This is a genomic window from Sphingomonas sp. (genome assembly GCF_026460985.1).
Taxonomy (GTDB): domain Bacteria; phylum Pseudomonadota; class Alphaproteobacteria; order Sphingomonadales; family Sphingomonadaceae; genus Sphingomonas.
Genome location: NZ_JAPKNM010000090.1, coordinates 1 through 23,371 on the forward strand (window position 1 = coordinate 1; position 23,371 = coordinate 23,371).

Consider the following 23,371-nt stretch of genomic DNA (forward strand, 5'->3'; position numbering starts at 1 on the left):
AATAGCACCCTCTCCAATGGAGTGCAGTGCTTCCGCCCCCTCCGTCACGCTGCGCGTGCCACCTCCCCCTGGCGGGGGAGGATTGAAACGCCTCGCTCGCCTGAATGTCGATCCGACCTAGGGCCCGCTGAAGAAGCGGACCCAAGTCTGCGCAACCCTCTCCCTATGGGAGAGGGACGTTGGAGCCCTACCCGAACGTCACCACCAACCGCTCGGCGAAGGCGCCGTTCTTGCTCAGCTTGCCCTCGCGGCCCGCCGCGCGCCGCAGGTTCGGCTGCCTGAGCAGCGGCTTGAGCATCAGGTGCAGCGTGGCGTGGTTGATGTGGCGGCCGAAGCATTCGTGCAGCCCGAAGCCGAAATGCATGTAATCGCTCGCCGGCCGGTTGGGATCGAACACCCTCGGGTTGGCGACGCGGCGCGGGTCCATCATCGCCGAGGCGAAGGCGGCGAGCACCTGCGCGCCCGCGGGGATCGTCGCCGCGTGCGAGGTGCCCCTGCCCAGCGTCCAGTCGGCCAGCGCGACGCGCGGCAGGCCCGGCGCGAGCGGATCGAAGCGCATCGCCTCGAACACATAGCCGCGCAGGCGATCGTCGTCGTCCGCGCGCGCCACGGCCTGCGCCTCGGCGAGCACCTTCGGGCGGCGGAGCAGTTGCTCCATCGCCTGCGGCACCACCATCGGCGGCTGCGGCGGCCCGCCGACGATGAAGCCCATCAGCGAAGTGCGGATGAAATCGTCGCCATAGGCCGCATCGCCCGCCTTCTGCAGCGCGAGGCAGCGCGACAGCACGTCGTCCTTGCCGGGATCGATGCGGCGGCGCGCGATCTCGTTCTGGATGTGCAGGCGGAGCGCCGGCGCGATCTCGTCGACTTCCTTGCGCAGCGCCGGATCGTTGCCCTGGTCGGCGAACTGGAACTCGAACAGCCGCGTTCCCCAGACGCGCAGGTCGCCGCCGGGCGGATCGGGCACGCCCAGATAATCGCCCAGCATCGTGAAGGTGACGCGCCGCACCAGCGTGTCGACCACGTCGATCCGCCCGTTCGACGCGGCGACGATCTGCCCGGCCAGCGCCTCGGTCTGCGCCGCGAGCCGCGGCAGATCGTCGGCGCGCACCACCTTGCGCATCGCATCGGTGTCGTGGCGATACTGGTCGGTGTCGCCCATGCCGAGGAAGAAGGGCTGGTCGCCCATGATCACGTCGAGATGCGGCTTGTAGACCACGCCGAACACCGGATCGGTCGCGAACACCTCGCGCACGTCGTCGTAGCGTGAGGTGAGATAGTTGTTGCCGAACTTGACCACCGGCTTCCAACGCCGGAGCAAGGCGAAGAAGCTCGGCATCAGCGCGAACATCATGCGCTGGGCCCATGCCTTGAACCCCTTGGGGCCCGGGCGGAGCACGTCGCGCGAAGTGAGCGCGCTCACAGCGACGCCAGATAGCGGATCGCCGGCATGCTCGGCAGGAAGAAATATTCGCCGCCCGCCATCTGCACGAAGGTGTCGACCTCGATGATCCGTCGCAGCGGCTTCTCCGGGATGGTCAGCATCCCCTTGGGCCCGATCAGCGGATCCACCTCGTCATAGAGGAAGGCGAAGTTCTGGTTGAGCATCCAGGTCTGCTGGACGAACTCGAACTGCCGCGTGATGTCGGTGTTGAGGCAGATGAACAGCAGCCCGCGATCGGCGCCGTCGTCCTTGCGCGGATCGACGATCGTCGGCCCGTATTTGCGCCCGCGGCGCAGGATGCGGTGATTGTTCGCCGCATCGAGCAGGGTCTGCTTGTCGCTCGGCTTGGGCGCGAGCCCGTCGCGCGGATTGCCGCGGCGGACATGGCTTCCCAGCGGACAGCCATGGCCGTGCAGGTCGCGGTCGTAGAAACCGAAATCGTTGTTCGGCTGGTTGTACTGGTCGACCGGCAGCACGCCGCCGGGGCAGAGCAAATTGCCGTTCAGGTCGCGGCCGACCACGCGGCTGGCGATCCAGTCGGCGTCGATATGCCCCGAATGCTCGGGATCGCGCTTGTTGATGCGCTCGGCCGAGGCGGCCATCGAGTTCCAGAACGCCGCGACGTCCTGCTTCAGCTCGCGCACCACCATGTAGCTGCCGTCGAGCCCGAGATCGAGGAAGCCCTCGCCGCGCGCATGCGGGGGAAGCCCGGCCTCGCGTCCGGCGGGCGTGTCGACCACCACCGGACCGAGCGCGACTTCGTGATGGCCGTTGACGTGCCCCATCAGCACTTCGCCGAGCGGCACGCCGTTCCACGGATCCTTGGGATAGTCCGCCCCGCCCTTCACCGTGACGACACCCGGCTCGAACGGCGCGGGCTGCGACACGCCGTCGGCGAAGCCGAAATGCTCGCGCGCGATGCCGCGCTCGTCGGGGCGCAGGTCGAGCGGCAGGCCGTGGACGATCTTGACGTCGTGCGGCGCCAGCGCCTCGCCCACCTTCGTGCACCAGGCCTCGGCGGTCTCCTCGTCCTTCTCGTAGAGGAGCAAGAGCGCATGCACGGTGATCGGCGTGGTCACCCGGGTCTCGACCACCTTCTCCTCATCGTCGAAGGCACGCGCCTCGCTATCGACCGCGGCATTGTCGAGCGGGGTGTTGCCGCTCCACTTGGGCCCGCCGGGAATCACCGTGCCGAGCCATTCGTCCTCGCGCCGGTCGCCGAGCCGGCGCAGCCGGTCCTCCTGGAACATGCCTTCCTTGAACGGACGGTCGAACGAGGCGAGCGTGTTGGCGTTGAGGCCCATCTTCCGCAGCCCCTCCCAGGTGAAGCCGAGCCCCGCGGCGCGCTCCTCCCTGCCGTCGGCATCGGTGATCGGGGCGACGCCCTGCAGCGTCTCGAGCCAGGCACCGCCCTGCTTCTTCTTCACGCCGTCCCAGCAGAATTGCAGGAACAATGCGCGGCCGGTGGGGAGCGTGGCGAAGCCGCTCACCACCATGCCCTGGGTGAGCTTGTCGTGCGGCGGCGCGAGCTTCCAGCTCGGCGGGCCCTTTTGCGGTGCGGCGCTCACAGGTCGTTGATCCACAAAGCGGCGTCCTTGTCCGAGAGTGTTCGCTTGCGAAGCCCGATCGCGATGCGGAAATTCCGCTCGATCTGTTCTGCGGTGAGGTCTTTGTATGCCGAGTACCAGAAGCGGCTGACGGTCATCGAATGCCGCGCCCATTCCTTGAACTGGCGGCCATGGCTCGCGCCGTCCTTGACGAGGAAGCGGGTGGGCGGGAAGCCGACTCCGCAGCACCAGGCGAGCGTCAGGCCGCCATGCGCCTTCTCGATGAAATCGTCGAGATAGCTCTCCCAGGTCTGGTCGAAGTTCGAGAAGAACATCAGCCGGCTGTTGTTGTTGACCCGCGCCCAATGCGCGAAATGGATCGTGCGCATCGAGCCGAGATAGCCGTCGCGCGCCACGATCCGCAGCGCGAGCCCCAGGCCCATATGCCCGGCGCGGATCAGGATGGTGCGCAATATGCCCGGCTTGATCAGCACCAGCGAGCCCATGTGGTTCTGCGGGATCCAGTCCTCGCGCCGCGCCATCTCGCGCAGCATCTTCGGATCGACCGGCGGCGCGTCCTGCGACGCGTCGGCCCGCTCGAGCACGCGCAGCCAGAGCACGATGCCCGCCACCGTCACCGGCGCGCTGGCGAGTCCCCAGAGCAGCCAGGTGACCATCCCGTGCCACGCCGCGTCGAAGTTGCGCGCGGTGAGCAGCATCGACAGCGGCGTGCCGATCGCCACCGCGACCACAAGATAGCCGAGCACGAACAGAGCGAGCGGCAGCAGCTGCCGGAGGAACAGCTTCAGGAAGCTGAACCGCGTCGCGACCTCGGTTCCCGGCAAGGCGACGCCGATCCGCTTGAGCAGCAGGGCGATGCCGACGAACAGCACTGCGAGCAGGATGAAATAGCGGTCGATCGGCATCGCCAGGCTGATGAAGAGCCCGGGGACCGACAGCAGGAACACCGCCGCGACGACGAAGCCGATCAGTCGCGCCCAGTCGCCGATATTCTCGGCGAGCGGGATCCGCGCCGGTGCCGGCTGGTCGAGCCAGGCGAAGCCGGGCAGCAAGGCCGCGCGCAGCTTGGCGTGGATCTGGCTCGGGGTCAGCACGCGATACGGGTTGGGCCCGTCGACATTGGCGCAGCGCAACTCGACCCGGGTCGCCTCGAACAATTTGTGCTCGGCGAGGATGCGGTCGCGCGTCATGCCGCGATTGCCGTGGTGATAGACCGTCGGGGTCAGCGTGCGGCGTTCGAGATAGGGCGCGATCGGCGCGCGCGCGTTGGGCGCTACGATCGAATCGAACAGCGGCCCGTCATTGTCGAGCGGCCGCTTGCAGCAGCGCAGCATGGCGCGCAGCTCGGGGCCGATCGCCGATTCGAGCTGCGCCCAGAACGGCCCCTTCGCGCCGTCGAAATTGGCCTCGATCACGAACAGCGGATCATAGTCGAACCCGGGAAAAACGCTCAGCGACATGAAGTGCAGCGCCGGCACCCGGGTCAGGAAATCGGCGAATGGCCCCTCGCCGCCCGACGGATTGGTGCTGCGTTTGGCGCGCAGCTTGTCGAGCAGCGACGACAAGTGATCATAGCTCTCGGGTTTGACCTCGAGCGCCACGGACAAGGTGGTCTGCCGCATGCATGTCCCCTCAGACGCGCACTTGCCTCCCCAGGCAATTCCGCGAGTCGCGCAGGAATTTCACACAGGCGTAACGACAAAGATAGGACAGAACCGACGTGCGGCGGCGTAAAGTTGCCGACGGACAAAAGCCCGCTGTCCGTAAAATCAGATACTTAGCCAAGGCGCCTCAAAAAAATCGAAGCAAACGGATCGGTAACCGCCATTTTTTCCGCCTGGCCGAAAGTCGTATCGAGCAACATCATCGCGGCGAGGCCCGGCCGCCGCCCGGTGCTTGCCTTCCCCCGTTCCCCGCAGCCAAGCGCCGGACACGGAAAAGGGCCGCGGCGGGAGCTGCGCCGCGACCCTTCCACCTCCTCCCGGAGCGTCTCAGAACTTGACTTCGACTCCCACCGTGAAGCTGCGCCCGCGCGGATCCGCGACACGCGGCTCCCACGAGCCGCCCGCGCCGGTATTGCCGTCATAGGTGATCGCGAAGGGCGGATCGGTGTCGAACAGGTTCCGCACGCCCGCGGTGAGCTTGTAGCCGGGCGCGAGGCCGGTGTAGCTCAGCGACAGGTTGTAGATGATATAGTCCTTCACGAATTCGTTATAGTCGGGCCGCGTGACCGTGCCCGCCGCGATGCCGGGCAGCGCGCCGTTCCTGTAGCCCTTGCGGAAGAGCTGGCTCAGCGAGAGGCTGACATCGTCGTTCGAGTAGCTGAGGAACGCGTTGTGCTTCCAGCGCACGCCGAGGTCGCCGGCGAAGGTGAACACGCCGATCAGGCTCGGGCCATATTGCGCGGTTGGCGTCAGCTTCTCGCGCTTCTTGAGCAGCAACGTGCCGTCCAGGCCCGCCGAAATCCGGTTGTTGCCGGCGAATTCGTATCCGCCGCGCAGCGATACTTCGAGGCCCTGGGTGCGGCGCGAACCGGCGTTGATCCAGCGCTGATCGATGCCGAAGATGGTTCCCGTGCCCGGAGGGTCGCGAAGGAAACGCTCGGGAAAGAGCGCCGCATTGTCGATCAGCTGGCGCAGCGTGAGCGTCTGGATCGTGTTGTCGACGTTGATCATCCACCAGTCGACCGAGGCGCTGAACAGCGGCGCGGGCTGGATGACGATGCCGGCGCTGAGCTGCTTCGCCGTCTCGGGCCCCAGTTCCCGGTTGCCGCCGGTGAAGATGTTCGGGCGGATCTGGTCGCAGGGAGTCCCGGTGCCGACCGGGGCCGTCGGGACGCCGCCCGGGCAACGCACCGGATCGGCGATATCGCTGCCCAGATAGGGCGCTTCGGTGACGCCGTTGTAGATCTGGTTGAACGAAGGCACGCGGAAGCCGGTATTGTAGGATCCGCGGAACATGATCTGGTCGATCGGGCGGAACTTGACCGAGACCTTCGGATTGGTCGTCGTGCCGAACCCGGTATAGTCGTCGATGCGCACCGCGCCGGTGATCTCGAGCCCGGGCAGCAGCGGCACCAGCATCTCGGCATAGGCCGCCTTGACCGTGCGGTTCTTCGGCGTGAGCGCGTTGACGTTGTCGAACGCCGCGAGGAAGATCACCGGCGCCGTCGCCGCCGCGGCGTCCGAGCCGTTGAACTCATAGGTCTCGCGCCGCACGTCCAGCCCGGCCGCAAGCTGGACGTCGCCGCCCCAGATGCGGAACAGCGAGCCCGACACCGAGACGTCGAACTGCTTCACTTCATATTGGCCGCCATAGAGCGTCTCGCCGCGGGCGGAGACCGATTCGAGCGCGGCGAGGCCCTCAGCGGTCTGGACGGTGCTGAACGGATTGATCAGGCCGCTGTTCATCACGCCCACCAGGCCGCGGGCGACCTGGCCGTTGATCAGCGGCGCGCCGGCGACGGCCGGGGCGTTGGGATCATAGGCGCCGTTGCTCAGCGTGCCGCGATAATAATAGCCCGAGCCGAGCACCGAGGAGGACTCGCTCTTCGCATAGGATGCGCCCGCGCGATAATCCCAGTCGCCCAGCCCGAACAGCGGCCCCTCGACGCCGAAGGCGGCGCGGAGGGTCTTGGTGTCGGTCACATATTCGCGCGGCCCGCACGCCATGCAGCGCCAGCGATAGGAGATCGGCCGGCCATAACGCGCGTCGAGCGCCGCCTGCTGCACCGGATTGGGGAAGGCCGCGCGGATCGCGCCGAACACGCTGTTGTAGGTCGCCGCCGTCATGCTGTTGAGCGGATAGGCGATCGGCAGGTTGGTGGTGTTGGCCGTCAGCTGCGCGTTCGAGAAGCGCTTCGCCGAAGTCGCGTCCGAGCCGGTGATCTCGACCGACATCTGGTGGCCTTCGCCGAGATTGACGACGCCGCGGCCATAATAAGTGAGCGTGTTGATCGGCTGCTGGAGCACCGCGACGCGGCCCGTGTCCCAGGCGCAGGCATAATAAGTCGTGGGCGCGTTCCACAGCGCTTCGTCATAAGGCAGCCCGCCATCCATCGATCCGCAGCCGGCGCCGCCGGGCAGGTCGAGGACGTTGATGCCGCCCGCCGCGGCATTCGCCCCGTTGGGCGCCGTCAGGGTCAGGCCGGTGAGCAGGGTGCCGGCCGCCGTGATGCTGCCGGGCTGGGTGTTCGCCCCGATGTTGAACGCCGTGGCGACGGGCGTGCCGCGCGTATCGATCGAGAGCCCGCGGTTCGGCTGGTTGCCGTTGACGAAGGGCCGATTCTCGCCGCGCAGCGCATGGTTCCAGCTATAGGCGACCGCGCCCATGATGTTGAAGCCGTCCTCGTCGAGGTCGCCATAGCCGGCGATTCCCGAGAGCCGGTAGATGTTGCCGCCGCCCGCTTCGGTGACGTCGGTGAAGCCGTTGAAGCCGAGCCCCTGATAGTCCTTGCGGGTGATGAAGTTGATCACGCCGCCGACCGCATCGGTGCCGTAGATCGCCGAGGCGCCGTCCTTTAGCACCTCGACCCGCTCGATCGCGGCGAACGGGATCTGGTTGACGTCGACCGCGCCGCCGGTGAGGCCGTGCGCGGCGACGCGGCGGCCGTTGAGCAGCACCAGCGTCGCGGCGCTGCCTTGCCCGCGCAGGTTCGCCGCGGAAAGCCCGTTGGTGCCGCGCTGGGCGCCCGAGGTCACGTCGGCGTTGGAGGCGAGGTTGTCCGCGCCGGTGCCGTTGGTGCTCAGGAACATGATCAGCTGCTCGGGGCTGCTGATGCCGTTGCGCTGGATTTCCTGCGTGGTGATGATCTGCAGCGGCAGCGCCGAATTGTTCGGGTTCTGGCGGATGCGCGATCCGGTGACGAGGATCTCGTCGTCGCGGCGGGTGCCCTGATCGGTGCTCTGCTCGGCATCCGAGACCGGCAATGCCGCGCCGGTGGGCGTCGCGGCTTCGGGCGTCGACTGGTCCGTCGTCTGCGCGAATGCGGGCATCGCGCCCGCCAGCGCGGCGAACGCCGTTCCCGAAACGAGAAGATTCCTGAACGACGTGAAACCAGTCATGTGATGTGCCCCCATTGCCCCGCCTGCCCACGGCGGGACCCGGGCATTAAGTAACAGGAATGTTGCGCTGCTCCATAGTTTCTGTTCGCAAAGCCATAGCCTTGCAGCATGTTCGGCAACCAACCGTGTCGGCGCGGCAACACCCGCGCCATTGACTGGTGCAGGGCGCCGGGCGAGCGTGGCGCCACGCCGCTTTCCGGGGACGCATATGACGCAATATTCGCCGCACCATCGATCGGCCGTCGCCATTGGCTGAGGCGCCCACGGCCGGTTCGAGCGGCATCCCCGGCGGCTTCCCGCGCATGGCGCTCTACGTGCTGCTCGGCTTCTCCGCTGGGCTGCCCTTCTACATGTTCTCGACCGTGCTCAGCGTGCGGCTCGCCGATCACGGCGTGGCGCTCGCGGTCATCGGCTTCTTCGCCTGGGTGCAGCTGCTGCCCACCTTCAAGTTCCTCTGGGCGCCCCTGCTCGACCGCTACGACGTCCCCGGCTTCGCGCGCTTCTTCGGCAAGCGCCGCGGCTGGATCATGCTGTCGCAGCTCGGGATCTTCACGTCGATGCTGGCGATGGCCTTGTTCCCCACCGACGCGAGCCTGCCGCTGACCGCTCTGTTCGCGGTGCTGCTCGCCTTCTGGACCACCACGCTCGAAGTCGCCGCCGACGCCTGGCGCATCGAGCTCGCGCCGACGCCCGCGGAGCAGGGCCCGGTCGCCGCGTCGAACCTGTGGGGCTATCGCACCGCGATGGTCGCCGCGGGCAGCGGGGCGCTGCTCTTCGCCGATGCCGCGGGCAGCCTCGCGCCCACGCTGCGCAGCGTGGGCATCGAGCCGAGCTGGCAATCCTCCTATCTGCTGATCGCCGCGGGCGCGTTCGTGCCGCTGCCGATCCTCGCGCTGCTGCCCCGCCAGCCCGGCTGCGGCGGCGGGCGCGCGGTGGCGCTCGCCACCGGACTGGTCGCGGCGATCGCGATCCTCGTAGCACTCGCGGCCGCGACCGCCGCGATCGGCTGGCTGATCCTGAACGCCGCCGCCTCCGCCGGGATCAGCCCCAAGACCAACGTCACGCCGATCGTCCTGGTCCTCTGCATGCTGCCCTTCCTCGCGATGGCGGCGCTGACGCCGTGGATCCGCAAGCTCCCGCCCCACGCCCCGGCACGCACATCGGCGGCGATCGGCCCCTATGTCGATTTCTTCTGGCGCTACGGCTTCCTCGCGATCGCGCTGATGGCCTTCGTCTCGATCTATCGCATGGGCGACGTGCTCGCGCTCAACCTGTCCAAGCCGATGATCCTCGACCTGGGCTATACCAAGAGCCAGATCGGCCGCGCCGACGGCGTGGTCGCGCTCGCCGCGAGCATCATCGGAGTCGGGCTCGGCGGCTGGATGGTGACGCGCTGGCGCTGGGGCGTGACGCTCACCATCGGCGCGACCTTCGCCGCGATCGGCAATTTCGGCTTCGTCTGGCTCGCGCACCAGCCCGTCAACGAGTGGCTGCTCTACATCGCCACCGCCGCCGACCAGTTCGGCAACGGCATGGCCGGGGCGGTGTTCGTCGTCTATCTCTCGATGCTGGTGAACCCGCGCTTTCCCGGCGCGCAATATGCCTTCCTGTCGGGCTTCGCCTTCCTGCTCCCGCGCCTGCTTTCGGGCGCCGGCGGGCAGGTGGTCGAGCGGCTCGACGCCACGGGCTGGAACGGCTTCGACCTGTTCTTCCTCGCCTCGGGCATACTCAGCCTGGCCGCCTTGCTCTTCCTCCCCATCCTCGTCCGCGCGAAGCCGCGCCCCGACGACCGCGAGCCCGCCGCATGATCGACCTGGCCTTCGCCCCCGCCCTCACCGCGATCGCCGACGGCCGCATCCCCGGCGCCACGCTGGGCGTAGTCGCCGCCGACGGTCGCCGCTGGGTTCGCCATGCGGGCCGCGCGGCTTTGCTCCCCGAACCCGAGGACCTGACCGAAGATCACTGGTTCGACTTGGCCTCGGTCTCGAAGGTGATCGCCACCACCACGATGATCCTGCGCCTAGCAGACTTGGGGAAGCTCGATCTCGACGCCCCGCTCACCACCGCGATTCCCGATCTTCGCCAATACGACGTCGCCAATGCCGCCGAGCGCAGGCTGACCTTCCGCGACTGCCTCGCCCACCGGACCTTCCTCCCCGCGGTCGAGCCGATCTACACCTATGGCGGCGATCCCGCGCGGCTGCGCGCCTTCATCCTCCAGCGCGAATGGCGCCACGGCCCGCCGGTCTATTCGGACATCAACTTCCTCCTGCTTGGCATCGCGATCGAGCGGATCACCGGCGCGCCGCTCGGTGCGTGGGACCTGGGCGAGGGGCTGCGCTTCGGCCCGCCCCCCGGCCCCGCGGTCGCGACCGAGCGCTGCAATTGGCGCGGCCGCGTGCTCAAGGGCGAGGTGCATGACGAGAATTGCTTCGCGATGGGCGGGCAGACCGGCCATGCCGGCCTCTTCGGCACCGTCGCCGGCGTGCTCGGCTTCGCGCGGGGGCTGCTCGACGGCAGCGGCGCGAGCCCGGCGATGCTCGCGGCGATCCGCATGCCGCAATACGAACACCGCACCTGCGGCTGGGAGCGCAGGTTCGCGGGCTGGTCGGGCGGCCAGGCCTGTTCGGGCGAGACGATCGGCCATACCGGCTTTACCGGCACCGGCCTCTGGATCGATTTCGACCGCGGCCTCGCCTGGACCCTGCTCACCAACCGCGTCCACCCGACGCGGCACAGGGAGAGCGGCATCTTCCAGCTGCGGCCGGCGACGGGGGAGGCGGTGATCGCGGCGTGGGATCAACACGAGGCTTAGGCTGTATCGGCATTCAGTTTGAAGGCTCCCCTCCCTGCTTGCAGGGAGGGGCTGGGGGTGGGTGCGCGCGTCTGCGCGCCTAAAAAGACTCACCAATCGTGCGGCAAAAGGCATCGGCCGGGGCATCGAGCCCCGGCCGATGCCAACCCACCCCTAACCCCTCCCTTGCAGGGAGGGGGAATTTGAATGTCGGTACACCCTAGGGGCCGGCGCGTTCCATCGCCTCGACCAGATCCTTGGTTTCCTTCAGCCCGAGGTGCGTTACGTCGCGCGCGATCTTGATCGCCTCGATCTTGCGGCCCGCCGCGAGGAGCGCGCGGACCTGCGCCTCGACCTCCACCGGCAAGGCGGCCACCGGCAATGGCATCGGCTTCGGCAGTGGTACGGGCTTCCTTGGGCGATAGGCGGGCGGTTGCCCGCCCATCAGAGGATCGCGCCTTCGCCCCGCGCGCGCGATCATGGCGATCAATACGAGGATCAGGACGCCGATGGCGATCAGGACGGGAAGGGGAACGAACATCGCTGCTCCTGCGCGGTCCAGCGAACCCTAGTTCGCCTCCGCCACCAGCACCAGGGCGGCGTCGATGAACTTGGTTGCGCTCGCATCCGAAGGCACGTCGTTGGCGAACGCCGAGAAGGTCAGCGTCTTCCCGCTCTTCGCGATCAGATAGCCCGACAGCGCGTTGGTCGCGTTGAGCGTTCCGGTCTTGGCGAAGAGCTTGCCCTCGAGCGCCGTGTCCTTGAAACGCCGCGAAAGCGTGCCGTCGACTCCCGCCACCGGCAGCGAGGCGCGCCACGCCGCGCCCCAGGGCTGGGCGGCGATCCAGCGCAGCATCGTGACCGTCCCGCGCGGCGCCACCCGGTTGTAGCTCGACATGCCCGATCCGTCGGACAGGTCCCAGCTCGTGCGCGGTACGCCCGCCGTGTCGAGCATCGCGCGCACCTCGACCATCCCGTCGGCGATCGAACCGCTGCCGCGGCGCAGCCCCAGCCTGCGCAGCAGCAGCTCGGCATGGAGGTTCTGACTGACCTTGTTGATGATCGTGACGTCCTCGGCGAGCGGCGGCGGCGTCAACCGCGCCAGTGCCGGAAGCGCCGGCGGCCGCGCGGCGAGCGCGTCCTTGCGGATCGCCGGATCGTCCTCCGGCATCGGCGCGCGGTGCCGCGTCGAGACCGCGCCCGCCACCTGCACGCCGCGCGCCTCGAGCAGGCTGCGCAGCCGCCACGCGGCATAATGCGCCGGATCGTCGATCCCGACGCGCAGCGTCTCGGGCTTGGCCTCGGCGCCGATCGTGCCGGTGATGCGCAGCACCATGCCGTTGACGGCGCGATCATAGCCGAGCCGGCTCCCCGCGCCCGCCACGGTCACCGCGCGATTGTCGATGCGGTAATAAGGCAGCACCGCGACCGCCCTGGGCGGCGCGCCGATCGCGCCTGGGGTCACCTCCACCGCCAACTCGTTGTCGTCGAGCGTGAGCGCCGAGATGCCCGTGCCCGAGCGGCTCGGGATGTTGTTCCAGCTCATCCCCGGGCTCCAGCGCTGGTCGGGGAACAGGGTATCGTCGCCGATCACGCTCCGCACGCGCTTCGTCCGCGCCGCCACCGCGTCGGCGAGCATGGCGAGGCAGTCGACCTTGCAATCGTCCGCGCTCGACATCCGCGCGTCGCCGTTTCCTTCGAGGATCACGTCCTCGCCCTCGAACCGCACCGCGGCGCCCCCGGCCGCATCGGGCCGGTCGAGCCCGGCGAGCGCGGCATAAGCGGCGGCGGTGGTGAACATCTTGGTGTTCGACGCCGGCATGAAGCGCCCGTCGGGGTTCACCGCGACGACCTCCCTGCCCTCCGCGTCGGTCACCACCAGCCCGAAGCGTGTCCCCGTCGCCGCCTCGGCCAGCTTCGCCTCGACCTGCTGCTGCAGGCCTTGCGCGGCCGCGGGGGTGGTAATGACGAGGAGAAGCGGGAGCAGGAGCGATGGTCTCATGCCCGGAAGCCTATCGCCAAACCGCGCGCGGGCAACCGTCCAGCGCGAAAAGGGGCATAACCCGGGGGCATTGGGCAGCCATCGTCATCCTGGCGAAAGCCGGGACCTCGGGCCGCGGGCGATACCCTAATCGCCTGAGATCCCGGCTTTCGCCGGGATGACGGTAAGGGAGAAGCCGCCTAGGATAGCCGCCAATGCGCGCCGCTCCCGAGCCCTTCCTCCACGCCCAGCAACTCGCCCGGTCCGGCCGCCTGCATGAAGCCCGCGCTGCCTATGCCCGCAGTCTCGACGCGAATCCCGATTTCCTTCCCGGCTATCTCGCGCTGAGCGGCCTCGCCGCGCATCAGGGCGACACCGGCGCCGCGATCGAGATCCTGCGCGCCGCACTGGGACGGGCCGAAAGCAACGCCGCCGCCCGCGCCGCGATCCGTCGCCCGCTCGCCGGCCTGCTCGCGACGCTGCAGCCCGCCGGCTATGACGCCCGCCTCGCCCTCGACCTCCACGCCTGCCTCGCCGACGGCGCGCTCGACCCCCAGCCGCTGGCGCGCGTCACCGCCGAACTGTTGCTCCATGCCGACGAGACCGATCCGCTCTGGATCGCCTTCCTCACGCGGTGCATCAACACGCATCCGGCGATGGAGGCGCGGCTGGTCGCGCTGCGCGACGCGCTCCTGGCCGCGGGCGACGCCGGGCCGCTGTCTGCCGCGCTCGCTCTCCAGGCCTTCGCCAACGAGCATGTCTGGCCCGCGCCCGCGGACGACATGGGCGCGCTACCCGAGGGCGAACTCTGGCACCTCCTCGCACAGCGCCGCGAGGAGCTGCACGCCGAGGTGCAGATCGCCGCGACGATCCCGAGCTTTGCCGCCACTGCGCCGGGCATCTCGACCGCGGTCCGGCGCCAGTACGAGCAGCACCCCTATCCGCGCTGGCAGGCGCCGCCCGCCTCGCGCCGCGCCGACTTCCGCCGGATCCTCGAAGCCCTGCCCGGAATCGACAGCGCCGCGCTCCCCCCCGCCCCGCTCCGCCTGCTCGTCGCCGGCTGCGGCACCGGCTATGAAGCGATCGACATGGCGCGGATGGACCCGAGCCTGGCGGTCGCCGCTATCGACCTCAGCCGCGCCAGCCTCGCCTTCGCGCAGCGCAAGGCCGAGGCGCTCGGCGTCGCCAATATCCGCTTGCTCCAGGGCGACATCCTCGCGCTCGACCGGCTCGGCGAGACGTTCGACGTCGCCACCAGCACCGGCGTGCTCCACCATATGGCGGACCCCGATGCCGGCCTCGCCAGCATCGCCGGCGTGCTGCGCCCCGGGGGCGTGGCCCGCCTCGCGCTCTACAGCCGCCGCGCCCGCGCACCCGTCCGCGCCGCGCATGCGCTGATCGCCGAGCGCGGCTGGCAGGGCGATGCCGAGGGCATCCGCGCCTTTCGCGCGCACATCCTGTCGCTGCCGGCCGGCGATCCGCTCGCGGTGCTGCGCGAGAGCGACGATTTCTACAGCCTCAGCGGCTGCCGCGACCTCGGCTTCCATGTCCATGAGCGGCAGTATCGCTTTCCGGAGATCGCAGCTTTGGTCGCGGGTGCCGGCCTCCGGCTCGTCGGCTTCCACGCCTCGCCCGAAGCATTGGCGCATTTCAGCAAGATGCACGGCGCGGCCAACCCGCTCGACCTCAAGCTATGGGATGCCGTCGAAGCGGAACACCCCTTCCTCTTCGCCGGGATGATCCATTTCTGGTGCCAGAAGCCGGCCTAGGGCGGATCGACATTCAGCGTTTTCAATCCTCCCCCGCCAGGGGGAGGTGGCGCCGAAGGCGTCGGAGGGGGCGGAAGCACGTCGATAGTGAGTCGCCATCCTCCCCCTCCGTCAGCCTGCGGCTGACACCTCCCCCTGGCGGGGGAGGATAAGAAGCGGCAAGGCCCGCCGACGCACCTTCACCAGAGCTGAATGTCGATCCGGCCTAGGCATAGTCCTTGGCGCGATAGACGTCTTCGTCGAGCTCGCCTTCCCAGCGTGCCACCGTCGTCGCGACGGTCAGATTGGCGCTGGCGCTCGGCACGGTGCGGGTCATGTCGAGCAACCGGTCGAAGGGCAGCACGAAGCCGACCACCAGGGCCGTCTGCTCCGGCGGCACGCCCACCGCCGAGAGCACCGCGGCGAGCATGAACAAGGACGCCGAGGGCACCGGCGCGGTCCCGAACGCGGCGAGAGCGCCGGTCAGCAGCACCATGGCATAGACCTGCGGGCCGAGCGGGGTGCCGAACGCTTGCAGCGCGAACATGCTGAGCAGGCCGACATACATCGCCGTCCCGTCCTTGCCGATGCTCGCGCCCAAGGGCAGCACGGTCGAGAAGACCGGCCGCGCGACACCGAGATTCTGCTCCGCGACGCGCATCGCCACCGGCAGGGTCGCCGAGCTCGACGCGGTCGAGAAGGCGACGACCAGCGCGTCGACGATCCCGCGGAAGAAGGGCAGCACCGGCAGCTTGGCGAGCAGCCTCAGGATCAGGCTGTGCACCACAAGGATCTGGATCAGCGATCCCAGCACCACCGCGAGCGCCAGCCAGCCGACATTGACGAACACCGCCGCGCCGTTCGCTGCCACCGCATTGGCGATCAGCGCGAACACGCCGAACGGCGTCGCCTCCATGACGATCCCGACGACCTTGAGCAGCACCGCGGAGGTCGCCTGCAGCAGCGAAGCAAAGGGCTTGCCCGGCTCGCCCGCCACAACCGTGCCGACGCCGACCAGGATCGCGACGAAGATCAAGGCGAGCATGTCGCCCTTGGCGAGCGCCTCGAAGATATTGAGCGGGATGATCCCGATGAGCTGCTGGTACGGCGTCACCGGGTCGCCCAGCACATGCGGCGCCGCGGTGCCGAGCGGCGCGCCGACGCCGGGCTGGACCAGAGTGGCGACCAGCATGCCCACCGACACCGCGATCGCCGTGGTCAGCGCGAACAGCCCGATCGTCCGTCCGCCCAATCCCCCGAGCCGCCTGGGATCGGCGAGCGACGTGATCCCCGCGGCGATCGTCACCAGCACGATCGGCGCCACGAGCATCCGGATCGCGCGGACGAACAGGTCGCCCAGGAACTGGACGTAGGGCGTACCCTGCGGCCAGACGAACGCGAAGACGAGGCCCAGCGCGAGCGCCGCGAGCACGCGCTTCCACAGGGCAATACGGAACCAGGCACTCAGCATTCCACGGCCCTGTTTTTTTGTTCACGCGGAGGCGCGGAGACGCGGAGTTTTTTAGTTCGCGCAGAGGCGCAGAGAGCGCAGAGATCGCGCCCCGCTGCGCTAGCAGCCTTCACTCCGTCGCGAGAGAGGCCAGACGCTTCGCGTCGGGCGAAGTCCCTCTGCGTCCTCTGCGCCTCTGCGCGAACAACTCTTCTTTTCTCCGCGTCTCCGCGCCTCCGCGTGAACCAAACAGCGATCACCGGCACATCCCCGTAGTCGGCCGGTGCGCCAGCGCGCGGCCCGCGGCCTTGCCGGTCAGCGCGCCCTTGTCGAGCGCGACCACGCCGTTCACCACCACGCTCCGTACCCCCTGCGCCAGCAGAGTCGGCGCCTCATAGGTCGCCCGCGCGGCATAGGTTTTGGGATCGAACACCACGACATCGGCGAACGCCCCGGCGCGCAGATGCCCGCGCCCGGCGAGCCCGAAGGTGTCGGCGGTCAGCGCCGAGCTCCGCTCGATGAACTGGCGCAGCGTGATCACATGATCGGCCTTGACGTATTTGTCGTACTTGCGCGCGAAGCTGCCATAGACGCGCGGATGCCCGCCCGAGGCGTCCGAGCTGGTCATCACCCAGGGTTGCTGCATGAATTTGGCGATATCGGCCTCGCTCTGGTTGAACGAGACCACGCCCGGATCGGCGATGCGGATCACGGTGATCGCCGCAGCCACCGGATCCTGGCCCAGCTCCTTGGCGACGTCGGCCAGCGTGCGATTGGCGTACTTCCCCTCGACGATCAGCAGCTTGTCCGCCCCGCCACGCTTCCGGAGATTCTCGGTGGTGCCGGCGCGCAACTTATCGGCCAGCGCGGGATCGTCGAAGCGCTTGAGCAAGGCCGGCCGCCCGCCGTCCTGCGCCCAGAGCGGCATCAGCGACGCGACCAGGCTCGTGCCGCTCGCCGACCAGGGATATTGGTCGGCGGTCACCCTCTGCCCGGCGCGGCGCGCGGCCTCCACCTTGGCGATGATCGCCGGAGCCTGGCCCTGCACGTCGACGCCGAGCGCCTTGATATGGCTGATATGCGCAGGAAGTCCGCCTTCGCGCCCGATCGCGATCGCCTCGTCGATCGCCGCGGCGAGGCCGACCGTGTAGCTGGATTCGTCGCGGATATGGCTGTCGTACACGCCGCCGCGCCTGCCCGCTTCCCGCGCGAGCGCCACCACCTCGTCGGTCCTGGCGAAGCTCTGCGGCGCATAGAACAGCCCGGTCGAAAGCCCCAGCGCGCCCTCGCACATCGCTTGCCCGACCAGCGCCTTCATCCGGCCGAGCTCGGCGTCGGTGGGTACGCGATCGGCCTCGCCGACCACCTTCTCGCGCACCGCGCCGAAGCCGACATAGGCGGCATAGTTGATCCCCACCGGCTTCGCCGCCGCGCTGCCCAGCACCTTGGCGACATCGGGGCTGCCACCGCCGTCATTGCCGATGAACGCGGTGGTCACGCCCTGCATCAGGAAGGCGGGGACGAGCCGCTTCGCCGCGTCGTCCGACGTCAGGTCGTCGCCGACATGCGTGTGCGGATCGATGAAGCCCGGCGCGACGATCATGCCCTTGGCGTCGATTACGCGAGTAGCGGTGACATCGGCATGGCGGCTGACCGAGACGATGCGATCACCCCGGATCGCGACATCGCCGACAAAGGGCTCGGCGGTCCCGGTGTAGATCGTGCCGCCGCGGATCAGCAGGTCGACCTTGCGCGGGGCGGGCGATGCGGCCCCCAGCGACAAGGTCGCGATCCCGAGCAGCAGCGCGACCTTCATAGCGTTCCCCAGAAACCCTCTTGCGGCGGGACCATATAGCCCGCCTCGTCGCGCACGCCGCCGGGCCGATCCTCCCTGAGCCAGAGCGGACCGTCAAGATCGACGAAGTCGCTCATCCGCGCCACATGCAGCGCCGGCGCGATCGACAGCGACGAGCTGATCATGCAGCCCGTCATCAGCCCCAGACCCCGCGCGCGCGCCGCCTGCGCCAGCTCCAGCGCGGCGGTGAGCCCGCCCGACTTGTCGAGCTTGACGTTCACCACCTGGTAGCGCCGCGCGACGCGATCGAGATCCCCGGCGACATGCACCGCTTCATCGGCACAGATCGGCACCTCGGGAGTGAAGTCCTCGAGCCATTCGTCGGCGCCGGCGGGCACCGGCTGCTCGAGCAGGTCGACGCGGAGCGCCACCAGCACGCGCTGCATCGCGCGCACCAATTGCTGGTCCCAGCTCTCGTTGGGATCGACGATCAGCTTCGCGTCGGGCGCCGCGTTGCGCACCGCGCGGATCTGCGCGTCGGGGATCGTCGCGTCGACCTTGACCTTGATCACCGGCGCGTCGGCGATCCGGCTCGCCGCGACCGCCATCGCCATCGGCGTGTCGATCCCGATCGTCAGCGCGCTCGCCAGCCGCTCGGGCTCGGGCGCGCCGATCTTCGCGGCGACGCTGCGGCCGGACAGCCGCGTCTCGAGGTCCCACAATGCGCAGTCGATCGCGTTGCGCGCCGCGCCGGGCGGGAGCAGCCCGAGCAGCTGCGCGCGGTCCGCGCCACCCTCGATGGCGTCCCGTGCCTCCTCGATCGCCGCGAGCGCGCTCTCGATGCTCTCGCCATAGCGGGCATAGGGCACGCCCTCGCCGCGGCCGACCATGCCGCCCTGCTCCAGCTCTACCGTGACCACCTCCGCCTGCGTCTTGACGCCGCGGGAGATCCGGAAGGGCTGGTTCAGTGGGAAGCTATCGTGCTGAGCGCGGAGGGTGCGGAACATAGCAGTTCGTCGAGGATCGCATCGACCCCGAAGGCGATCGGATCGGTGCAGGGCAGGCCGTGGCGATCCTCGGTCCGCGCGCACAAGGTCCGCGCCGCGGCTTCGTCCATCGCCGAGGTGTTGAGGCAGATGCCGACCGCGCGCACGCCGGGGCTGGTCAGCCGCGCGACGAGCAGGTTCATCTCGATGCACTCGCCCAGATCGGGCAGCGCCCGGCCCGGGATGCCGCGCATGTGGAGCCGGCTCGGATCGTGGCACATCACGATCGCCTCCGGCTGGGCACCGTGGAGCAGTCCGGTCGAGACCCCCGCGAAGCTCGGGTGGAACAGCGAGCCCTGTCCCTCGATCAGGTCCCAGCCGTCATCGTCGCGCGCCGGGGCGAGTTGTTCGATCCCGCCCGAGATGAAATCGGCGACCACCGCGTCGATCGGCACGCCGCCGCCCGCGATCAATATGCCGGTCTGCCCGGTCGCGCGGAAATCGGCCTTGAGCCCGCGCGCCTGCATGGCCTGGGTCAGCGCCAGCGTGGTGTACATCTTGCCCACCGAGCAGTCGGTGCCGACGGTGAGCAGCCGATGGCCGGCGCGCGCATAGCCGTTGCCGACCTTCATGTCCGCCGGCGGATCGCGCACGTCGAACAATTGGAGCCCCTTCTCCTTGGCCAGCGCCGCGAGCCGCGGCTCGTCGCGCAACCTTTGGTGAAGCCCCGAAGCGACGTTCATCCCCGCCTCGAGCGCCGCCGCCGCATCGTCGACCAGGTCGCGGCCCAGCATCCCGCCCGAATTGGCGATGCCGAGCACCAGCGTCCGCGCCCCCGCGGCGGCGCCCTCGGCGATCGTCATGCGCGGCAGGTTCAGGGTGAGCGGGCAATCGTCGTGGCGGAACTCGCCCACGCAATCCAGCGGGCGGAAGGTCGCGAGGCCGCGCGAGGTCTTGATGCCGACCGAATCGGTGCTGTGGCCGAGATAGAGCAAATAGGGAGCGGGGATCATCACGACTCTCCGTATCGTGCGTCCCCAAAAGTCTGCGCATAGCGTCTGACGCGCGCGGCATAGCCCCTTGTTATGGCTCTTTATGCCCCCTTCTATGCCCACCTTCTATGCAACGTCGATCACGCTCCGCAGCGTCTTGAGGAAATCGGTCGCCAGCGCGGTGAGCGGCCGGTTGTGCAGGTACATCGCATGCACGCCGAACGTGATCGGCGGCTTGAGCGGCCGCATCGAGAGCCCGGGCGCGAGCGAGGCCTGCGCGGTGAAGCTGTCGACCACGGTCATCCCCACGCCCTGCTGCACCAAAGCCGCGGCGATGTAGAAAGTGCGCGCGAGGATGATGTCGTCGAGCACCACGCCCTGGCGCTGGACCTCCTGCGTGAACAATTGCCCCATCGGCCCGCTGGTCGCGAGGCTGATGAAGCGGTGTCCCTCCAGGCAGGTCAGGTCGCAGCGCGGGGGCGCATCGGGCATGTCCTGCTCGCGATAGAGCACCACCAGTTCGCCTTCGCCCAGCGGCTTGTGGTCCACCGGCGCGGCGGGCGGCACCTCATAGGCGATGGCGATGTCGGTCTCGCGCTCGAACAGCTTCCGCAGGAGATCGTCATGGTGGACCGTCTGGAGGTCGAACTTCACATTCTCGCGCGTCTTCAGGAACCTCGCCACCGCGGTCGGCAGCGCCAGCAGCGCGAGGCTGGGCAGCGCCGACACGCGCAGCATCCCGCCCGCGCCGCGACGCAGGTTCTTGCCCGCCTCCCGCAGGGCATAGACGCGGTCCTGGATCTCCGAGACTTCGGTGAACAGGGTGTGCGCGTCCTCGGTCGGCACCAGCCGGCCGTTGGTCCGCTGGAAGAGCTGGAAGCCGAGCAGCGATTCGGCATGCCGCAGCATCTTCGACACCGAGGGCTGCGACACGTTGAGCGCGCGCGCCGCCCCGCTGACCGAACCGTTCACATAGACGGCGTGGAATATCTCGATATGCCGCAAGTTCATGGGTGCGAAGACTATCGCTATTTGCGAAAAGGGAAAGCGCTGGTCATGCTCGCGCGATGTTGCTCCCGGCACTGCTCCTCGCGGCCCCGCCGCAGACCGCTCCCGAACCCGTCGCCCCAGATCCCGTCGCCAGCGTCCGCATCGCCTTCGATCGCAAAGGCGAGACCGCGGTTTCGGCCGCGGGCTATGCCGATCTCGCGGCGAAGCGGCCGGTCACGCCCGACGATCCGGTCCGCGTCGCCTCGGTATCCAAGCTGGTGGTGGCGATCGGGGTGCTGCGGCTGGTCGAGCAGGGCAGGCTGGAACTCGACGCCAATGTCTCGAAGGCGCTCGGCTGGAAGCTCCGCAATCCCGCCTTTCCCGACACGCCGATCACGCTCCGCCTGCTGCTCTCGCACCGCTCGAGCCTGACCGACAATATCGACTATGTCCTGCCGCTCGACGCCGACATGGCCGGTGTGCTCGCGGACCCCAAGGCCTGGGACGCCGAGCACGCGCCGGGGACCTTCTTCCGCTACACCAATTTCAATTTCCCCGTCATCGCCGCGGTGATGGAGCGCGCCACCGGCGAGCGCTTCGACCGGCTGATGGACCGGCTGGTGCTCAGGCCGCTCAAGCTCGATGCGTGCTACAATTGGGCAAGCTGCTCGCCAGAGACCGCCGCCCGCGCGGTCGCGATCTACCGGTCGAAGCAGCCCACCAAGGACGATCACAAGGGCACCCCGCCGGCCTGCGCGGTGACTCCCGCCAAGGACGGCAGCTGCGATCTCGGCAAGTGGCGCGCGGGCGCCAACGGCGCGATCTTCTCGCCCCAGGGTGGACTGCGCATATCCGCCCGCGGGCTGGCGAAGATCGGCCGGCTGCTCCTCGGCAACGGCCGCGTCGACGGCGTCCGCCTGCTCGCTCCCAAATCGGTCGCCTTGCTCGAAACGCCGCTCTGGACCTTCGACGGCGCCAACGGCGACACCGGCAACGGCTTCTATTGCAGCTACGGCCTCGCAGTGACCTTCCTCCCCACTGCGCGCCCGGGCTGCCGCGACGACCTGTTCGGAGACCCCCGCCCGCGCCTCGGCCATGGCGGCGAGGCCTATGGCCTGCGCTCGGGACTGTGGCTCGATCGCAAGGCGGGCACCGGAATCGCCTTCTTCGCCACCGACGTGCCCGACACGACGGGCGTCCGATCGGCCTTCACGCCCATCGAGGAAGCGCTCGCCGCCCCGCCCCGCTGAATGGTGTACAAACTATTAAGCATACCCCCCGCACATCACCGCAATCCCGCCGCAAAGCTGGCTAGGATAGCAAGGACGAAGTGAATCGCTTTGACCGGGGGGTCGGGGTTTCGTGAACTCGCTTTTGCTCTCGCTCGTCGCGCTGATCGAGACAGCCGCGCCCGTCCCTGCACCTGCCTTGGTCGTGGCGCCCGTCGCCATATCGATCGAGCGCCCCCGCGTCGCGATCATCGACAGCGGCGTCGCGAAAACCACCGAGCTCGCCCCGCTCGTCTCCGCCGAATATGACATGGCGTCGGACCCCGGCCGGCCCCAGTTCCAGCCGCGCTACGATCACGGCACGATGGTCGCGACGATCCTCGCGCGCGCCGCGCACCGCCAGGTCGACATCATCTCGCTCCGCATCGACGATCCCGCCGGCTGCCCCGAAGGCGCCAACCCGCCCTGCCAGCCCTCCGCCGCGCCGGTGGTCCGCGCGATCCGCCGCGCGACCGAGCTCGGGGTCGACGCGATCAACATCTCGCTCGCGCTCGACAAGGATCCGGCGATCACCGCCGCGATCGCCGATGCCGCGGCCAAGGGTATCCGCGTCGTGCTGGCCGCGGGCAACAACGGCTACGACCATCCCGGCAACCTCGCCCCCGCGCGCGCGGCCTATCCCAATGCCGTATTGGTCGGCGCGATCGACTCGGCAGGCCAGCCGTGGAGCGGCACCAACCGCCCCGACGCGACCCCCGAAGGCTATAATTATGCCTGGCAGCTCGGCGTGAAGGTCCCCACCGCCGCGATCGACGGCCGCGCGGTCACCGGCACCGGCACCTCCTTCGCCGCCCCCCTCGAAACCGCCCGCCTCCTCGCCTCGCGGACGATGGCGGGGAAGTAGCGCGCGATTGGCCGGTCGGCTGGCGACCATTTGCCGCCATCAAGCCCCTCCCCTTCAGGAGCATCAGGTCGGCCATGCCCCCCCGGGCATGGCCTAAACAGCGCGGGGCGCTGTTTACCTGATACTGGGTTGGGGTGGGGCAGTGCGGCAGGCCTTGGGTCGTATCGACATTCAGCCTCTTCTTCCCTCGCCCCCTGCAAGGGGAGTGCGAGGTCGGATCGCGCCCCGCGCGATCCTCGATCATGCGGGGCATGATCGACCCTGCACCCCCCTATCAAGGGGAGAGGACAATTTGGCCTGAATGTCGATACGACCTAGGACGGATCGACATTCAAAATCCTCCCCCGCCAGGGGGAGGTGGCGCCGAAGGCGTCGGAGGGGGAGGTAGGCGATACACTCTCCAATTGAGCGCAGGGGTTCCGCCCCC

16 protein-coding genes are annotated in these 23,371 nt (G+C 68.9%); 5 read left to right on the forward strand and 11 right to left on the reverse strand.

Features of this window, described 5'->3' with window-relative positions:
* Window positions 1-187: 187 nt before the first annotated feature.
* From MT490_RS14745 to MT490_RS14760, 4 genes are all read right to left on the reverse strand, one after another.
* A complete protein-coding gene (locus tag MT490_RS14745; protein ID WP_297389240.1) occupies window positions 188-1,423 on the reverse strand; it encodes a cytochrome P450 in 1,236 nt (411 codons plus the stop codon).
* Window positions 1,420-3,027 carry a hypothetical protein gene (locus tag MT490_RS14750; protein ID WP_297389243.1) on the reverse strand — a complete coding sequence of 536 codons (1,608 nt, stop codon included), beginning with the start codon at window positions 3,025-3,027 and terminating at the stop codon, window positions 1,420-1,422. Before MT490_RS14750 ends, MT490_RS14745 begins: the two co-directional genes overlap by 4 nt.
* Window positions 3,009-4,634, reverse strand: a complete 1,626-nt coding sequence (locus tag MT490_RS14755) for a hypothetical protein (RefSeq protein ID WP_297389246.1) — start codon at window positions 4,632-4,634, stop codon at window positions 3,009-3,011. Before MT490_RS14755 ends, MT490_RS14750 begins: the two co-directional genes overlap by 19 nt.
* 369 nt (window positions 4,635-5,003) lie before the next feature.
* Complete coding sequence (locus tag MT490_RS14760; protein ID WP_297389248.1) at window positions 5,004-8,075, reverse strand: TonB-dependent receptor; 3,072 nt, start codon at window positions 8,073-8,075, stop codon at window positions 5,004-5,006.
* Between the two features lie 248 nt (window positions 8,076-8,323).
* Between MT490_RS14760 and MT490_RS14765 the strand changes: the two genes are divergently transcribed.
* On the forward strand, window positions 8,324-9,883 hold the full coding sequence (locus tag MT490_RS14765; protein ID WP_297389250.1) for a permease: 1,560 nt from the start codon (window positions 8,324-8,326) through the stop codon (window positions 9,881-9,883).
* The gene (locus MT490_RS14770) at window positions 9,880-10,890 is read left to right on the forward strand and encodes a serine hydrolase (RefSeq protein WP_297389252.1); all 1,011 of its coding nucleotides are present in this window, start codon (window positions 9,880-9,882) and stop codon (window positions 10,888-10,890) included. Before MT490_RS14765 ends, MT490_RS14770 begins: the two co-directional genes overlap by 4 nt.
* Before the next feature lie 199 nt (window positions 10,891-11,089).
* Here the strand turns inward: MT490_RS14770 and MT490_RS14775 are convergent, their stop codons facing one another.
* Together MT490_RS14775 and dacB are read right to left on the reverse strand one after the other, a co-directional pair.
* Window positions 11,090-11,410 carry a ribosomal protein L7/L12 gene (locus MT490_RS14775; RefSeq protein WP_297389254.1) on the reverse strand — a complete coding sequence of 107 codons (321 nt, stop codon included), beginning with the start codon at window positions 11,408-11,410 and terminating at the stop codon, window positions 11,090-11,092.
* Window positions 11,411-11,437: 27 nt separating this feature from the next.
* Complete coding sequence (gene dacB / locus MT490_RS14780) at window positions 11,438-12,871, reverse strand: D-alanyl-D-alanine carboxypeptidase/D-alanyl-D-alanine-endopeptidase (RefSeq protein ID WP_297389256.1); 1,434 nt, start codon at window positions 12,869-12,871, stop codon at window positions 11,438-11,440.
* Window positions 12,872-13,065: 194 nt separating this feature from the next.
* Between dacB and MT490_RS14785 the strand changes: the two genes are divergently transcribed.
* Window positions 13,066-14,619 (forward strand): class I SAM-dependent methyltransferase, encoded by a 1,554-nt coding sequence (locus tag MT490_RS14785; protein WP_297389259.1) that lies wholly within the window; start codon window positions 13,066-13,068, stop codon window positions 14,617-14,619.
* 205 nt (window positions 14,620-14,824) lie between these two features.
* On the opposite strand, the gene MT490_RS14790 is transcribed toward MT490_RS14785, so the two are convergent.
* The 5 genes from MT490_RS14790 to MT490_RS14810 all read right to left on the reverse strand — a co-directional run bounded on the left by MT490_RS14790 (window position 14,825) and on the right by MT490_RS14810 (window position 20,832).
* Complete coding sequence (locus MT490_RS14790) at window positions 14,825-16,069, reverse strand: dicarboxylate/amino acid:cation symporter (protein WP_297389261.1); 1,245 nt, start codon at window positions 16,067-16,069, stop codon at window positions 14,825-14,827.
* A 235-nt stretch (window positions 16,070-16,304) separates the two neighbouring features.
* Window positions 16,305-17,864 carry an amidohydrolase family protein gene (locus MT490_RS14795; RefSeq protein WP_297389264.1) on the reverse strand — a complete coding sequence of 520 codons (1,560 nt, stop codon included), beginning with the start codon at window positions 17,862-17,864 and terminating at the stop codon, window positions 16,305-16,307.
* Window positions 17,861-18,850 (reverse strand): N-acetyl-D-Glu racemase DgcA, encoded by a 990-nt coding sequence (dgcA, locus tag MT490_RS14800; RefSeq protein WP_297389266.1) that lies wholly within the window; start codon window positions 18,848-18,850, stop codon window positions 17,861-17,863. The genes MT490_RS14795 and dgcA overlap by 4 nt, the downstream gene beginning before the upstream one ends.
* Complete coding sequence (gene dgcN / locus MT490_RS14805; protein WP_297389269.1) at window positions 18,808-19,842, reverse strand: N-acetyltransferase DgcN; 1,035 nt, start codon at window positions 19,840-19,842, stop codon at window positions 18,808-18,810. Before dgcN ends, dgcA begins: the two co-directional genes overlap by 43 nt.
* A 105-nt stretch (window positions 19,843-19,947) precedes the next feature.
* Window positions 19,948-20,832, reverse strand: coding sequence for a LysR family transcriptional regulator (locus tag MT490_RS14810; protein ID WP_297389272.1), 885 nt, complete (start codon window positions 20,830-20,832; stop codon window positions 19,948-19,950).
* A 56-nt stretch (window positions 20,833-20,888) separates the two neighbouring features.
* Here MT490_RS14810 and MT490_RS14815 point away from each other — a divergent pair, with 56 nt between their 5' ends.
* On the forward strand, window positions 20,889-22,061 hold the full coding sequence (locus MT490_RS14815) for a serine hydrolase domain-containing protein (RefSeq protein WP_297389275.1): 1,173 nt from the start codon (window positions 20,889-20,891) through the stop codon (window positions 22,059-22,061).
* A 112-nt stretch (window positions 22,062-22,173) separates the two neighbouring features.
* Window positions 22,174-22,944, forward strand: a complete 771-nt coding sequence (locus tag MT490_RS14820; RefSeq protein WP_297389278.1) for a S8/S53 family peptidase — start codon at window positions 22,174-22,176, stop codon at window positions 22,942-22,944.
* Window positions 22,945-23,371 lie beyond the last annotated feature (427 nt).